The sequence below is a fragment of the Pseudomonas sp. yb_9 genome (assembly GCF_043103635.1).
Lineage (GTDB): Bacteria > Pseudomonadota > Gammaproteobacteria > Pseudomonadales > Pseudomonadaceae > Aquipseudomonas > Aquipseudomonas monteilii.
This window is the reverse complement of sequence record NZ_JBICKA010000082.1, coordinates 1-12,966: the sequence shown is the minus strand read 5'-3', so window position 1 is coordinate 12,966 and position 12,966 is coordinate 1. Positions and strand designations below refer to the sequence as shown.

11 protein-coding genes are annotated in these 12,966 nt (G+C 63.5%); 4 read left to right on the top strand and 7 right to left on the bottom strand.

The genetic code is table 11. The annotated features are described in order from the left end of the window. The 5 genes from ACF8MI_RS21920 to ACF8MI_RS21900 all read right to left on the bottom strand — a co-directional run. A partial coding sequence (locus ACF8MI_RS21920; protein ID WP_104833530.1) for a GNAT family N-acetyltransferase occupies window positions 1-458 on the bottom strand: 458 nt, incomplete at its 3' end. 108 nt (window positions 459-566) lie between these two features. Further along, window positions 567-1,385: an ethanolamine ammonia-lyase subunit EutC gene (gene eutC / locus ACF8MI_RS21915; RefSeq protein WP_060499527.1), complete on the bottom strand. Its 819-nt coding sequence runs from the start codon at window positions 1,383-1,385 to the stop codon at window positions 567-569. A gap of 8 nt (window positions 1,386-1,393) precedes the next feature. Next, complete coding sequence (locus ACF8MI_RS21910) at window positions 1,394-2,788, bottom strand: ethanolamine ammonia-lyase subunit EutB (protein WP_060499526.1); 1,395 nt, start codon at window positions 2,786-2,788, stop codon at window positions 1,394-1,396. Between the two features lie 46 nt (window positions 2,789-2,834). Next, window positions 2,835-4,283, bottom strand: coding sequence for an ethanolamine permease (eat, locus tag ACF8MI_RS21905; RefSeq protein ID WP_200929050.1), 1,449 nt, complete (start codon window positions 4,281-4,283; stop codon window positions 2,835-2,837). A gap of 114 nt (window positions 4,284-4,397) precedes the next feature. Then, entirely contained in the window at window positions 4,398-5,918 is a 1,521-nt protein-coding gene (locus ACF8MI_RS21900; protein ID WP_060499524.1) for an aldehyde dehydrogenase family protein, read from the bottom strand. A gap of 256 nt (window positions 5,919-6,174) precedes the next feature. Here ACF8MI_RS21900 and ACF8MI_RS21895 point away from each other — a divergent pair, with 256 nt between their 5' ends. The 4 genes from ACF8MI_RS21895 to ACF8MI_RS21880 all read left to right on the top strand — a co-directional run bounded on the left by ACF8MI_RS21895 (window position 6,175) and on the right by ACF8MI_RS21880 (window position 10,420). Then, on the top strand, window positions 6,175-8,094 hold the full coding sequence (locus ACF8MI_RS21895) for a sigma-54-dependent Fis family transcriptional regulator (RefSeq protein WP_060499523.1): 1,920 nt from the start codon (window positions 6,175-6,177) through the stop codon (window positions 8,092-8,094). Between the two features lie 66 nt (window positions 8,095-8,160). Continuing rightward, the gene (gene mpl, locus ACF8MI_RS21890) at window positions 8,161-9,510 is read left to right on the top strand and encodes a UDP-N-acetylmuramate:L-alanyl-gamma-D-glutamyl-meso-diaminopimelate ligase (RefSeq protein ID WP_104833529.1); all 1,350 of its coding nucleotides are present in this window, start codon (window positions 8,161-8,163) and stop codon (window positions 9,508-9,510) included. Then, window positions 9,507-10,136: a flavin prenyltransferase UbiX gene (ubiX, locus tag ACF8MI_RS21885; RefSeq protein WP_016715383.1), complete on the top strand. Its 630-nt coding sequence runs from the start codon at window positions 9,507-9,509 to the stop codon at window positions 10,134-10,136. Before mpl ends, ubiX begins: the two co-directional genes overlap by 4 nt. Then, the gene (locus tag ACF8MI_RS21880; RefSeq protein ID WP_016715384.1) at window positions 10,133-10,420 is read left to right on the top strand and encodes a YceK/YidQ family lipoprotein; all 288 of its coding nucleotides are present in this window, start codon (window positions 10,133-10,135) and stop codon (window positions 10,418-10,420) included. Before ubiX ends, ACF8MI_RS21880 begins: the two co-directional genes overlap by 4 nt. A gap of 47 nt (window positions 10,421-10,467) precedes the next feature. On the opposite strand, the gene ACF8MI_RS21875 is transcribed toward ACF8MI_RS21880, so the two are convergent. After that, window positions 10,468-11,112, bottom strand: a complete 645-nt coding sequence (locus tag ACF8MI_RS21875) for an oxidoreductase (protein ID WP_060499521.1) — start codon at window positions 11,110-11,112, stop codon at window positions 10,468-10,470. A gap of 27 nt (window positions 11,113-11,139) precedes the next feature. Beyond that, window positions 11,140-12,873 carry a C13 family peptidase gene (locus ACF8MI_RS21870; RefSeq protein ID WP_200929051.1) on the bottom strand — a complete coding sequence of 578 codons (1,734 nt, stop codon included), beginning with the start codon at window positions 12,871-12,873 and terminating at the stop codon, window positions 11,140-11,142. Window positions 12,874-12,966 lie beyond the last annotated feature (93 nt).

Sequence of the window (12,966 nt, the reverse complement as noted above, 5' to 3'; positions counted from 1 at the left end):
CAATCCTGGGTGATCGGCAGGATGTAGCTCTTGAACTCGGTATCTTCACGAAACCCGATGGATTCGTAAGTCTTGTGCGCGACCTCATTGTCCGCGCTGGTCGAAACCCGCATGCGCACGGCGTTGGTCTCTTTCGCCATTTTCTTCGCCTCACGCATCAGGTGGTCAGCCACCAGCATGCGCCGCGAGTCTTCGGCCACGTAGATGTCGTTGAGTATCCATACCCGCTTCAGCGATAGCGACGAGTAGCTGGGGTACAACTGGCAGAAGCCCATCAGCTTGCTGTCGTCATCATCCGGTAGCGCCAGGTAGATCACCGATTCATCCCGTTTCAGGCGCTTTTCCAGAAAGCTGCGCGAGCTGTCGGGGTAGGGCAACTGCCCATAGAACTCACGGTATCTGACGAACAGTGGCGTGAGCAGGTCGAGGTGTTCCAGGGTTGCCTTGATGATGCGCATGTGCGGCCCTCAGAGTCCATTTAGGGAAACAGCGGAATGCCTGCAGCGTTCAAGGGCATGCTGCCCAATGCGCGTCACAAGTGCAATCCGCCTTCCGTGACATGTTTTTTACCCTTTGCCGAGCAGGAAGTTGCCTTTCTGGTTGGCGCTGTCTTCACTCTCCAGGCTATGGACCTCGGCTTCGTCCTTCAGATTCACCCCGGAAAGCTGGCGTTTGCAGGCTTCGCGCATCAGGTACAGCAAGCGGTGCGCCGCCATGCCATAGCTCAGGCCCTCCAGGCGGATGTTGGAAATGCAGTTACGGTAGGCATCGGTCAGGCCGACCTTCGGCGCGTAGGTGAAATACAGGCCCAGGCTGTCTGGTGAGCTGAGCCCTGGGCGTTCGCCGATCAGCATCACGGTCATCCGTGCGCCCAGCAGTTCGCCGACCTCGTCTGCCACTGCCACGCGGCCCTGCTGCACCAGCACCACAGGGGCGCTGGTCCAGCCATCAGCCGCCGCTTGCTCCTCGAAACGGCTCAGGAACGGCAGGGTGTGGCGATGAACAGCCAGCGCCGACAGGCCATCGGCAACCACGATGGCCAGGTCGACGCCGCCGGGGTTGGCCTGTGCGTGCTGGCGCAGGGTGGCAATCGAGTCTTCGTTGAGCCGCCGGCCCAGGTCCGGGCGCTGCAGGTACTGGTGGCGGTCGCTGGCGGCACTGTGCAGTACCAGGCTGTCACGGCCACGGTCACTCAGTTGGGTCGCCAGGCCGGCGTGGTCGAAGGCCAGGTGCACGGCATCGCGGGCCTGGGCATGGGCGAACTGGAAGTCCAGCTGCGCCCCGGTCGGCAGGCTGGTGCCGGTGCGGCCCAGGGCGATGCGTGCCGGGGTCAGGGTGCGCAGGGCCAGCCAAGGGTTGTCGGGGGTAGGTGTGCGAGGGTCCATGGTCATCCCTATGCAAGCTGTGCCAAGGCCTGGCGGAAGGCCGGCGGCAGGTTGTCACCAAAGCGCACCCGGCCATCGGCCTGGGTGAAGATGCCGGTGCGGGCCAGCCACGCTTCGAATTCCGGCCCGGGCTTCAGGCCCAGGGTCTGGCGTGCGTACAGCGCGTCGTGGAACGAGGTGGTCTGGTAGTTGAGCATGATGTCGTCGGAACCGGGGATGCCCATGATGAAGTTGATCCCGGCCACCCCCAGCAGGGTCAGCAGGGTGTCCATGTCGTCCTGGTCGGCTTCGGCGTGGTTGGTGTAGCAGATATCGCAGCCCATCGGCACGCCCAGCAGCTTGCCGCAGAAGTGGTCTTCCAGGCCGGCGCGGATGATCTGCTTCCCGTTGTACAGGTACTCCGGGCCGATGAAGCCGACCACAGTGTTGACCAGAAACGGCTTGAAGTGGCGGGCCACGGCATAGGCGCGGGTTTCGCAGGTTTGCTGGTCGACCCCATGATGGGCGTTGGCCGACAGCGCGCTGCCCTGGCCGGTTTCGAAGTACATCAGGTTTTGCCCGAGGGTGCCGCGCTTCAGCGACAGGCCCGCTTCGTAGCCTTCCTGCAGCACGTTCAGGTTGATGCCAAACCCGGCGTTGGCCGCCTCCGTACCGGCGATGGACTGGAACACCAGGTCCAGCGGCACGCCACGGTTGATCGCCTCGATCGAGGTGGTGACGTGGGTCAGCACGCAGGCCTGTGTAGGGATGTCGTAACGCTGGATGATGGCGTCGAGCATTTCCAGCAGGGCGCAGATCGAGGCGATGCTGTCGGTAGCCGGGTTGATGCCGATCATGGCATCGCCGTTGCCGTACAGCAGGCCGTCGAGAATGCTGGCGGCGATACCGGCCGGCTCGTCGGTCGGGTGGTTGGGCTGCAGCCGGGTCGACAGGCGCCCGCGCAGGCCCATGGTACCGCGAAAACGAGTAACCACGCGGATCTTCTGCGCTACCAGCACCAGGTCCTGCACACGCATGATCTTCGAGACCGCTGCTGCCATTTCCGGTGTCAGCCCGGGCGCCAGGGCGCGCAGGCTGTGTTCATCGGCCTCTTCGCTCAGCAGCCAGTCACGCAGGCCGCCCACGGTCAGGTGGCTGACCGGTGCGAACGCTTGGGCATCGTGGGTATCGACGATAAGGCGGGTAACCTCGTCATCTTCGTAAGGGATCAGCGCTTCATTGAGAAAGTGCGTCAGCGGGATATTGGCCAGCGCCATCTGCGCGGCGACGCGTTCGCCGTCGTTGCTGGCCGCAACGCCTGCCAGGTAGTCCCCGGAGCGCGCCGGGCTGGCCTTGGCCATCACTTCCTTGAGGCTGTCGAAGCGGTAGACCAGGTGACCGACCGTGTGTACGAAACTTGCCATACAGAATCTCCAGAGCCGCAGGTTGCCCTGCGGCGGGTGGCGGCGATCAGTGCAGGGCCTCTTCGGCCTTCTGGATCGCGGCGAATTCCTCTTCCGGTGTGCCCGCAACCAGGTGATGGCGGCTGTAGAAAGCAAAGTAGGCAATTAATACCGCATAGATCACTGCGGCGCCAATCACCACCCGTGGGTCGACCAGGAAGCCGGCAATCACAGCGATGCAGGCCAGCACCAGCGCCACGCCCGAGGTAAAGATGCCACCGGGGGTGCGGTATGGGCGTTCCATCTTCGGCCGGCGGATGCGCAGGGTGATGTGCGCGGCCATCATCAGCACATAAGACAGGGTAGCGCCGAATACGGCGACCAGAATCAGCAGGTCACCCTGGCCGGTCAGCGACAGGGCAAAGCCGATGATGCCGGGGATGATCAAGGCCAGTACCGGCGCCTTGCTTTTGTTGGTTTCCGACAGTTTGCGTGGCAGATAGCCGGCGCGGGACAGCGCGAAGATCTGCCGGGAATAGGCGTAGATGATCGAGAAGAAGCTGGCGATCAGCCCGGCCAGGCCGACCAGGTTGACGAAGCCGCCCATCCAGGTGCTGCCGCCATAGGCTTTGGACAGTGCCTCGACCAGCGGGTTACCGGACGCTTTCAGTGCTTCGGAGCCTGCACCGCCGGGGCCGACGACCAGAATCAGCAGGGCGAAGGCCAACAGTACCAGCATGGCACCGATCAGGCCGCGTGGCAGGTCACGCTTGGGGTTCTTGGTTTCTTCGGCGGCCAGTGGCACACCTTCGACAGCCAGGAAGAACCAGATGGCATATGGAATGGCCGCCCACACGCCCACATAACCGAACGGCAGGAAGCTGCTGGCGCCCACCGCGTCCGTTTTGGCGATGTCGAACAAGTTGGCTGCATCAAAATGGGGCACCATGCTCACCAGGAACACCGCCAGGGCGATGGCGGCGATGGCGGTGATGATGAACATCAGCTTCAACGCTTCCCCAACACCGAAGATGTGAATACCGATGAACACGATGTAGAACGCCAGGTAGATCATCCAGCCGCCGATGCCGAACAGTGACTGGCAGTAGGCGCCGATGAACACGGCAATGGCGGCAGGGGCGATGGCGTATTCGATGAGGATCGCCGTACCGGTCAGAAAGCCGCCCCACGGGCCGAAGGCGCTGCGGGCAAAGCCGTAGCCGCCGCCTGCGGTGGGGATCATCGACGACAGTTCGGCCAGCGAGAAGCACATGCACAGGTACATGGTGGCCATCAGCAAGGTGGCGAGGAACATGCCGCCCCAGCCGCCCTGGGCCAGGCCGAAGTTCCAGCCGGCATAGTCGCCGGAAATGACGTAGGCCACGCCCAGGCCGACCAGCAGTACCCAGCCGGCGGCGCCTTTTTTCAGTTCACGTTGCTGGAAATAGTCCGAGCCGACTTTTTCGAAGTCGACAGAAGAGCCTGCCGGCGAGCCGGCGGAATGATCGCTTGGCATAGTTTCACCTGTTCTTTTTCTTGGTGGCCGGAAGGGTTCCGGGCCGATGGTGATGGGTACTGCAGGAAGCGAGCCAGAGCGGTTCGTGCACGCGAACCGCTCTGGCTGACGGGCTTAGAAGAAGCCCAGCGGGTTAATGTCGTAGCTCACCAGCAAGTTCTTGGTTTGCTGATAGTGGTCCAGCATCATCTTGTGGGTCTCACGGCCAACCCCGGACTTCTTGTAGCCGCCGAACGCCGCATGCGCCGGGTACAGGTGGTAGCAGTTGGTCCACACGCGGCCAGCCTTGATCCCACGGCCCATGCGGTAGGCACGGTTGATGTCGCGGGTCCACACGCCGGCGCCCAGGCCGAACTCGGTGTCGTTGGCAATCGCCAGGGCTTCGGCTTCGTCCTTGAAGGTGGTGACGCTGACCACCGGGCCGAAGATTTCTTCCTGGAACACGCGCATCTTGTTGTTGCCCTTGAGCAGGGTCGGCTGGATGTAGTAACCGGTGGCCAGCGAGCCTTCCAGTTTTTCCACCTTGCCGCCGGTCAGCAGCTCGGCGCCTTCGTCCTGGGCGATCTGCAGGTACGACAGAATCTTCTCGAACTGCTGCTGGGAAGCCTGGGCGCCGACCATGGTGTCGGTGTCCAGCGGGTCGCCGCGTTTGATCTGTAGCACCTTCTTCATCACTACTTCCATGAACTGCGGGTAGATCGACTCCTGTACCAGTGCCCGGGATGGGCAGGTGCACACTTCGCCCTGGTTGAAGAACGCCAGCACCATGCCTTCGGCCGCCTTCTCGATGAAGCTCGGTTCGGCTTGCATGATGTCTTCGAAGTACACGTTCGGCGACTTGCCGCCCAGTTCCACGGTGGATGGAATGATGTTTTCGGCTGCACATTTCATGATGTGCGAGCCCACCGGGGTGGAGCCGGTGAAAGCAATCTTGGCAATGCGCTTGCTGGTGGCCAGGGCTTCACCGGCTTCGCGGCCAAAGCCTTGCACCACGTTGAGCACACCTTTTGGCAGCAGGTCGCCAATCAGTTCGACCAGCACGGTGATGCCCAGCGGGGTCTGTTCGGCAGGCTTGAGCACCACGCAGTTGCCGGCGGCCAGTGCCGGGGCAAGTTTCCAGGCGGCCATCAGGATCGGGAAGTTCCACGGGATGATCTGCCCGACCACGCCCAGCGGCTCGTGGATGTGGTAGGCCACGGTGCCTTCGTTGATTTCCGCGGCGCCGCCTTCCTGGGCGCGGATGCAGCCGGCGAAGTAGCGGAAGTGGTCGACCGCCAGCGGAATGTCGGCGTTAAGGGTTTCGCGGACCGGCTTGCCGTTATCCCAGGTTTCGGTAATCGCCAGCAGTTCGAGGTTTTGCTCGATGCGGTCGGCGATTTTCAACAGCACGTTGGAGCGGTCCTGCACTGAAGTGCGGCCCCAGGCGTCGGCAGCGGCGTGGGCGGCGTCGAGCGCCTTATCGATGTCTTCGGCAGTGGAACGGGGGAATTCGGCGATCAGCTTGCCATTCACCGGGGAGGTATTTTCGAAGTACTGCCCCTTTACCGGAGGAACGAACTCACCACCGATGTAGTTGCCGTAGCGGCTCTTGAAGGAAACCTTCGCGCCCTCGGTACCGGGATGTGCGTAACGCATGGTGTGTCTCCTGGCTGTTATGTTTGTTGAGGAGTTGGAAAGCGTAGAGCAAAGGTTGGGCCAGCGTTTCGCACACCAGGCAAATCAATGACTTGGGTCAGCTTCCAAGGCTCTGTGATTGGCCGCTGTACCAGCCCCGGTACGCGCGGGGGTGACACTTTGTGCCATTTGCGACACGTCACAGGCGGGTGCATTGCAAAGGCTTCCCGGGTGGAGGATGCTGGCGGAACGCTCTATCTGCGGAGAACTACAACAAATGCAGAGCAATCCTTTCATTCGCCATGCCCAGCAAGTGCATACCGTTGCCCATGGTGGGGCTGGGGAGGGCGGCAGTGACCCGTCCATCGCCCGCTCCTGGCTGCGCTGCCTGGAGGACTACCACCTCGACCCTTCGGTGATCGAGGCGCCCGTGGTGCTTGAGCATGGGCGTTTGCTGGAAAGCCGCGAGCGCCTGCGCCAGGTGCTGCAAATTGCCGATCATGAAATGAACAGCCTGCACCAGCAGCTTTCCGGGGCCGGCCATGCGGTGCTGCTGACCGATGCCCGTGGGGTGATCCTGAATTGTGTCAGCGCGCCGACCGAGCGGCGCAGCTTCGAGCGCGCCGGGCTGTGGCTGGGCGCTGACTGGAGCGAGGCGCGCGAGGGCACCAACGGCATCGGCACCTGCCTGGTCGAGCGTCAGGCGTTGACCATTCACCAGAACGAGCATTTCCGTGGCCGCCACACTGGCCTGACCTGCTCGGCCAGCCCGGTGTTCGACCCGCATGGCGAACTGCTGGCGGTGCTGGATGTGTCATCGGCACGGCCTGACGTGTCGCGCCAGAGCCAGTTCCACACCATGGCGTTGGTGAACCTGTCGGCGAAGATGATTGAAAGCTGTTATTTCCTGCGCCACTTCGAGCAGCAGTGGCTGCTGCGTTTTCACCTGCAGGCCGAGTCGGTCGGCCTGTTCAGCGAAGGCCTGCTGGCGTTCGACGGCGATGGGCGGATCTGTGCTGCCAACCAGAGCGCGTTGAACCTGCTGGGCAGCGTGCGCGGTGGCGTGCTGGGCAAACCCGTGGAGCGCTTTTTTGCCTGTAGCCACGACGATCTGTTCAGCCGCGCCACCCCCGCTGGCAGCACGGTCTGGCCGCTGCATACGCTTGACGGTCGCCAGGTGTTTGCCAGCCTGCGCGGCAAGGCCCGAGCGCCGGTGTGGTCGGTGCCTGTTGCGCAACCCTTGCCCATGCACCCGATGGAACCGGCCATCTGCCTGCTCGACCCGGCTCTGCAGAACGAATTCCGCCGCAGCGTACGGGTGTTCGAGCGTGACGTGCCGCTGTTGCTGCGTGGTGAAACCGGTTGTGGCAAAGAAGCGTTTGCCCAGGCCGTGCACCAGGCCAGCGGGCGACGCGGCAAGCCGTTCATCGCCATCAACTGTGCCTCGATCCCGGAGAGCCTGATCGAGAGCGAGTTGTTCGGTTACCGAGGCGGCAGTTTTACCGGAGCACGCAAAGAAGGCATGCGCGGCAAGCTGCTGCAGGCCGACGGCGGCACCCTGCTGCTGGACGAGATCGGCGACATGCCGCTGGCCTTGCAAACCCGCCTGCTGCGGGTACTGGAAGAGCGCCAGGTGGTGCCCATCGGTGGCGAGCCGCAAGCGGTGGATGTACGTATTGTCAGCGCCACCCACCGCGACTTGCTGGAGCGTGTGGAGCAGGGCAGTTTCCGCGAGGACCTGTATTACCGCCTGAATGGCCTGGAGGTGGCGTTGCCGGCGGTGCGTGAACGCAGTGACAAAGCGCAGCTGCTGGACTTTTTGCTGCATCAGGAGGCGCAGGGGCAACGGGTCGATATCGAGCCCACGGCACGGCAGGCGCTGCTCGACTTCGCCTGGCCGGGAAATGTGCGGCAGATGCGCAATGTACTGCGTACCTTGGTGGCGCTTTGCGAGGATGCCCGAATCGTATTTGCGGATCTTCCAACCATCGTCCGCTCCCACAGGGCCTGCGTCGGATCCGAGAATGATGGTGAATTCGTGGGTGCCGAGGTATTGCAGGACGCGGAACGGCAAGCGCTGCTGGCCATGCTAGAGGCAAAACAATGGCACCTGACCCGTGTCGCCGAGCATCTGGGCATCAGCCGCAATACCTTGTATCGAAAACTGCGCAAACACGGCATCACCAGGGCCGACTGAGCGAAACAGCGGGTGCGATTTGTCGCGCCCTGGGCTACCCTGCCTCGATGTTTTGCGAGGTCAACCATGCATATTCACATTCTCGGTATTTGCGGCACTTTCATGGGCTCGCTGGCGGTGCTGGCCAAGGAACTTGGCCATCGCGTCACCGGCTCGGACGCCAACGTCTATCCTCCGATGAGCACCCAGCTCGAAGCCCAGGGCATCGAGCTGACCCAAGGCTATGACCCGGCCCAGCTGGACCCGGCACCCGACCTGGTGGTCATCGGCAACGCCATGTCACGCGGCAACCCGGCAGTGGAATACGTGCTGAACAAGGGCCTGCCCTATGTTTCCGGCCCACAGTGGCTGGCTGACCATGTGCTGCAAGGTCGCTGGGTGCTGGCTGTTGCCGGTACCCACGGCAAGACCACCACCAGCAGCATGCTGGCCTGGGTGCTGGAGCACGCCGGTATGAGCCCGGGGTTCCTGATTGGCGGTGTGCCGCAGAATTTCTCGGTATCGGCCCGCCTGGGCGACACGCCGTTCTTCGTCGTCGAAGCCGACGAGTACGACAGCGCCTTCTTCGACAAGCGCTCGAAGTTCGTGCATTACCACCCGCGTACCGCGATCCTCAACAACCTTGAGTTCGACCACGCGGACATCTTCCCGGACCTGGCCTCGATCGAGCGGCAGTTCCACCACCTGGTACGCACCATCCCGAGCGAAGGCCTGGTGATTCACCCCACCACCGAGCAAGCACTGGAGCGGGTGATCGGCATGGGCTGCTGGACCCCGGTGCAGACCACAGGCGTTGGTGGCCAGTGGCAGGCGCGCCTGCTCAGCCCCGACGGCTCGCGTTTTGAAGTGTTGTTCGAAGGCGAAGCGCAAGGCGTGGTGGACTGGGCGCTGACGGGCCAGCACAACGTTGCCAACGCGCTGGCCACCCTGGCCGCCGCCCGCCATGTCGGCGTGGTCCCGGCCATGGGCATCGAAGGCCTCAGCGCGTTTAAGAGCGTGAAACGGCGCATGGAAAAGGTGGCCGAAGTGCAGGGCGTGACCATCTACGATGATTTCGCCCACCACCCGACCGCCATCGCCACCACCCTCGATGGCCTGCGCAAGCGTGTTGGCGAGGCCCCGGTGATTGCCGTGATCGAACCACGCTCCAACTCGATGAAGCTGGGCGCCCACCGTGACGGTTTGCCAGAGAGCGTCAACGACGCCGACCAGGTCATCTGGTACGCCCCGGCCAACCTCGGCTGGGACCTGGCGGCCACCGCCGCGCAGTGCAAGGTCCCGAGCGTAGTAGCCGACAGCCTTGACGCGATCATCGAGCGGGTCAAAGGCCAGGCCCGCCCGGGTACTCATGTGGTGATCATGAGCAACGGCGGCTTCGGCGGCCTGCACGGCAAACTGGCCGAGGCGCTGAAGTGAGCGGGCCGGAACGCATCACCCTGGCCATGACGGGCGCCTCGGGCGCCCAGTATGGCCTGCGCCTGCTCGATTGCCTGGTGCGCGAAGACCGCGAAGTGCACTTCCTGATCTCCAAGGCCGCGCAACTGGTAATGGCCACCGAGACCGACGTGCTGCTGCCGGCCAAGCCCCAGGCGATGCAGGCCTTCCTTACCGAATACACCGGCGCCGCCGATGGGCAGATCCGCGTGTACGGCAAGGAAGACTGGATGTCGCCGGTGGCCTCCGGCTCCGGTGCCCCGGCGGCGATGGTGGTGGTGCCTTGTTCCACCGGCACCTTGTCGGCCATTGCCACCGGTGCCTGCAATAACCTGATCGAACGCGCTGCCGACGTTACCCTCAAGGAACGTCGGCAACTGATCCTGGTGCCACGCGAAGCGCCGTTTTCCACCATCCACCTGGAAAACATGCTCAAGCTGTCGCAGATGGGCGCGGTGATCCTGCCGGCGGCACCGGGCTTCTACCACCAGCCGCAGACCATCGACGACCTGGTCGACTTTGTCGTCGCGCGTATTCTCAACCTGCTGAACATTCCCCAGGACATGTTGCCGCGTTGGGGTGAGCACCACTTTGGGGTGGATGATTGAAGCGAGCGTTGGTGGGGGTGCTGGCGCTGGTGATGCTGGGGGGCTGCGCCACGGTACGCACGCTGGATGCCGCCAAACCCGGGGCGCCGGTGGTGTATGCCGGTACCCGGCTGGATTTGTACGTGATCAATGGTGGGTGCTGCCCGCGTGATCATTACGGGGCTGATGCCCCGGCCTATCCGGGGCTGGACCTGCCGGGGAGCATGTTGCTCGATACCCTGTTGTTGCCGTTGTCGTTGCTGACAGCGGCCGGTGTAGGCTTCCAGGCCACCGGTGGCCTGTAAGGGCCCTTTCGCGGGTAAACCCGCGAAGAGGCCCTTACAGGTAACGTCTATTTCTTGCCCAACCTGCGCAACTCATCCGACTCCACAACCCGTATCCCGTCCTCTTCCTCCAGCGCCAAGCGCCACAGCGCCCGGGCCAAGGTACAGGCCTCGATCCCTCGGTATTTACCCGGTATCAGCCTGGAAAACGGCGAAATCAACTGCTCACTGAGGCGTGGCTGAATGCGTTCGCCCAGCAGCAACGACGGCCGCACGATGGTCAACTGCGGCCAGTCCTGGGCCTTCAACGCCTCTTCCATCTCACCTTTGACCCGGTTGTAGAAGATCGACGATTTCGGGTCGGCCCCCAGCGCGCTGACCACCAACAGATGTCGCGCGCCCATTTCCCGGGCACGTTTGCTGAACGCCACCACCATATCCAGGTCCACCGCACGGAACGCCGATTCAGAGCCGGCCTGCTTCAGCGTGGTGCCCAGGCAGCAATAGGCGATATCGACCCGCCCGGCCAACTGGGGAAGAAATACCGCCGGGTCGCCCACCGGGTTTTCCAGGTGCGGATGCTCGGCCAGCGGCCGGCGAGTGGGCGCCAGTACACGGGTGATGGTGGGCTCGTTGAGCAGGCGGTCCAGCAGGTGTTCCCCCGTCAGACCCGTGGCACCGGCAAGCAGGACATGCTGAGGCGTCAAATACATGATGTCTCTCCCTTGTTACACACAAGTCTAGTGGTTGCCGGGCGTTTTTGCTTGTCGCCCCGCGCTGGCCTGTGTGGCGTTACGCAACGCTTCTTCGGCCTGTTGCCGGCGCAGCTGCTGCCAGTGCTCGAGCACGGCGGGCGGTGCCCACAGCTGCGGCTCGGAGGCCTCGAAGCCTTCCCTTTGTTCACGTTCGGCAACGCTGGTACGTGCCAGTTCAAATGCCTGTTTGAGGTCGTCGGTCTGGTTCAGCGCTTCGGCGAAGAGGGCATCGCCAAAGTAGGTGAAGTCGGCTTCTTCCGAGCAACCGAAAGACACGCGGTCGGCCCGGGCCGCCGTCATGATCAACGTGCGCTCATCCTTGAGCGGGGCGATGTAGCCCCCTGAATAGCAGGCCGAGATGACGATTACCTTGTCTCGATCCTTGAGCGGCGCCAGGGCAGCGGCCAGTTCGTCGGCGGAAAGGTCAGCCAACTGCAGGCGCGGCTGGTCCAGCACCAGTTGATGGTCTTGGCTGCCATGGCTGGTAAGGTAGATGAACATCAGGTCTTCAGGGCCGCTGCGCTCGGCCAGGGTGCGGGCGGCCCGGGTAAGGTTTTCGCGCGTGGCCATGGGGCGGGTGGCCATGTGGTCGCGGTGGTTGACCAAGGTCACCTGGCCACGGGCGCCAAAGCGCACCTTGAGCATGTTGCTGACATAGTCGGCTTCGCGCAGGAACACGCTCTGCTGGCCATCGCCGGCCATCACCAGGCTGTACAGCTGGATCGATGGGGCTGAGCGCGGGACACCGGCCAGCGCCTCGTCCAGCAGGCGGCCCTGATTGAGCAGGGCCAGGTCCAGTGGATCGGGCAGCAACTGGCCTTTCTGGTCGCGTACCCGCACGCCATTGACCCAGACGCCGCTTTCGACCTTGCCGCTGGCCAGGATCAATCGCCCATGCCCGTGGTAGGCATCGTTCAGGAAGCCGCCGATGTACTTGCTGCCGTCGGCCAGCTGCAGGCTGCCCTGGCCCGACAGGCGCCAGTCGGCGAACTCGCCTTTGTAATGGCTGCCATCGCTGCCCAGCAGTTCGCCTTCGCCGATCAATGAGCCATCCTTGAATTCGCCAATCCACACATCGCCATCGGCGTTTTCGTACCGGCCGCGACCTTCCAGGCGGTTGTCCTTGAACTCGCCGATGTACTGCTCACCGTCAACGCTGTCGTAGGTGCCGCTGCCTTGCAGCTCGCCGTTGACGAAGCGGCCACTGAACTGGTTGCCGCTGGCATCGCTGCGTACGCCGGCGCCGTTGGGTTTGCCTTTGGCGAACAAGCCCTGGTAGCGGCTGCCGTCGGCCAGTTCCAGTTCGCCCGCGCCTTCGTACAGGTCGTCCTTGAACTGGCCTCGGTAGGTCTGGTCGGCTTGCTTGAGCGTGCCTTCGCCATCGCGGCGGCCATGCTTGAAGGTGCCGGCATAGTGGCTGCCCGGCGTGGTCAGGTCGCCCAGTCCCTGGAACAGCCCTCCGGCGAACTGTCCACGGTACACCTCGCCGTTCTGGCCGTGCCATTCTCCCTGGCCGTGCCACTGGCCGTCCTTGAAGCCGCCGGCGTACCAGCTGCCGTTGGGGTAGTCGATACGGCCCTCGCCCTGCAGCAGGCCATCGACCACCTGACCCCGATAACGCCCCCCGTCAGGCAGGCGCGCGTCCGGCGGAAGCAGCGATTCGCCATCGCCACAGGCGGCGAGCAACAGGACCAGGGTAATGGGGAGCAGTGGACGCATGGCGAGGACCGGGCAATAGGTCTGCCGAGTATGACGCAGAATGGGATCCTGAGACAGCGAGGGCAAGGCTTGTACGGCGCCTGATGCTCACGC